We start from the raw sequence: 1,579 nt of genomic DNA, 5'->3' as shown, positions 1-1,579 counted from the left end.
GGGTAGGAGAGCGTCCCCTGCGGGGCGAAGCGGCGGAGTAATCCTGCCGTGGACCGGTGGGGAGTGAGAATGCAGACATGAGTAGCGAGAGGCGGGTGAAGATCCCGCCCGCTGGATGACCAAGGGTTCCAGGGCCACGTTCATCGTCCCTGGGTGAGTCGGGTCCTAAGGCGAGGCCGACAGGCGTAGTCGAATGGATGAACGGGTCGATATTCCCGTACCGGCTTTCAGCCGCCAAAACCGAAAGGGTGAGCACTAACCTCCGCGTCGTCGCCTCCCCGGCCTTCGGGCCTGGGTCGCGGCGTCGTGTTGGGACCGTAGCCCCGGTAGGTCAGCGCAGGAGTGACGCAGAAGGGTAGCCGGCCGCGGAGGTGGTTTTCCGTGGCCAAGCACGCAGCCCGTCCCCCAGGCAAATCCGGGGGGCATCAGGGCGAGGTGCGATGGTGGGGCCCGTATGGGCCGAATCCGGTGATCCCGGCTGCCGAGAAAAGCTTCGGCGTCAGGCTGTCAGCCGCCCGTACCCCAAACCGACACTGGTGGTCAGGTAGAGAATACCAAAGCGATCGAGCGAATCCTGGTCAAGGAACTCGGCAAATTACTCCCGTGCCTTCGGTATAAGGGAGACCCCTGCGGGTGAACCAGCTAGCCTGGGGAGCGTGCGGGGGTGGCACAGACCAGGGGGTAGCGACTGTTTACCAAAAACACAGGAGCGTGCGAAGACGTAAGTCGCTGTATACGCTCTGACGCCTGCCCGGTGCCGGAAGGTTAAGAGGATCCGTCATCCCTTCGGGGGGCAGCGGTGAATTCAAGCCCCGGTAAACGGCGGTGGTAACTATAACCATCCTAAGGTAGCGAAATTCCTTGTCGGGTAAGTTCCGACCTGCACGAATGGCGTAACGACTTCCCCACTGTCTCGACCAGGAGCTCGGCGAAATTGCAGTACGAGTAAAGATGCTCGTTAAGCGCAGAAGGACGAAAAGACCCCGGGACCTTTACTATACCTTGGTATTGGCATTAGGCGCGGATTGTGTAGCATAGGCGGGAGGCTTCGAAGCGGGTGCGCCAGCATCCGTGGAGCCGCAGGTGAAATACCGCTCTGTTCTCGTTTGATGTCTAACCTCGACAAGTCATCCTTGTCAGGGACAGTGCCTGGCGGGTAGTTTAACTGGGGCGGTTGCCTCCCAAAGAGTAACGGAGGCGCTCAAAGGTCCGCTCAGCCCGGTTGGCAATCGGGTGTCGAGTGCAATCGCACAAGCGGGCTTGACTGCGAGACCGACGGGTCGAGCAGGGACGAAAGTCGGAGATAGTGATCCGGTGCCGGCGTACGGACGCGGCATCGCTCAACGGATAAAAGGTACCCCGGGGATAACAGGCTGATCATTCCCAAGAGTCCATATCGACGGGATGGTTTGGCACCTCGATGTCGGCTCGTCGCATCCTGGGGCTGGAGCAGGTCCCAAGGGTTCGGCTGTTCGCCGATTAAAGCGGCACGCGAGCTGGGTTCAGAACGTCGTGAGACAGTTTGGTCTCTATCCTCTGCGCTCGTCGGAACCTTGAGGAGGCCTGCCCATAGCACGAG

General features: G+C 60.7%; 1 rRNA gene. It reads left to right on the top strand.

The features are described 5' to 3' along the window. Positions 1-1,579, top strand: a 23S ribosomal RNA gene (locus tag H9626_RS15670); the annotation flags it as partial.

The organism is Phocaeicola faecium, from assembly GCF_014837055.1.
Lineage (GTDB): Bacteria > Bacteroidota > Bacteroidia > Bacteroidales > Bacteroidaceae > Phocaeicola > Phocaeicola gallinarum.
This window is presented reverse-complemented; position numbering and strand designations above follow the sequence as displayed.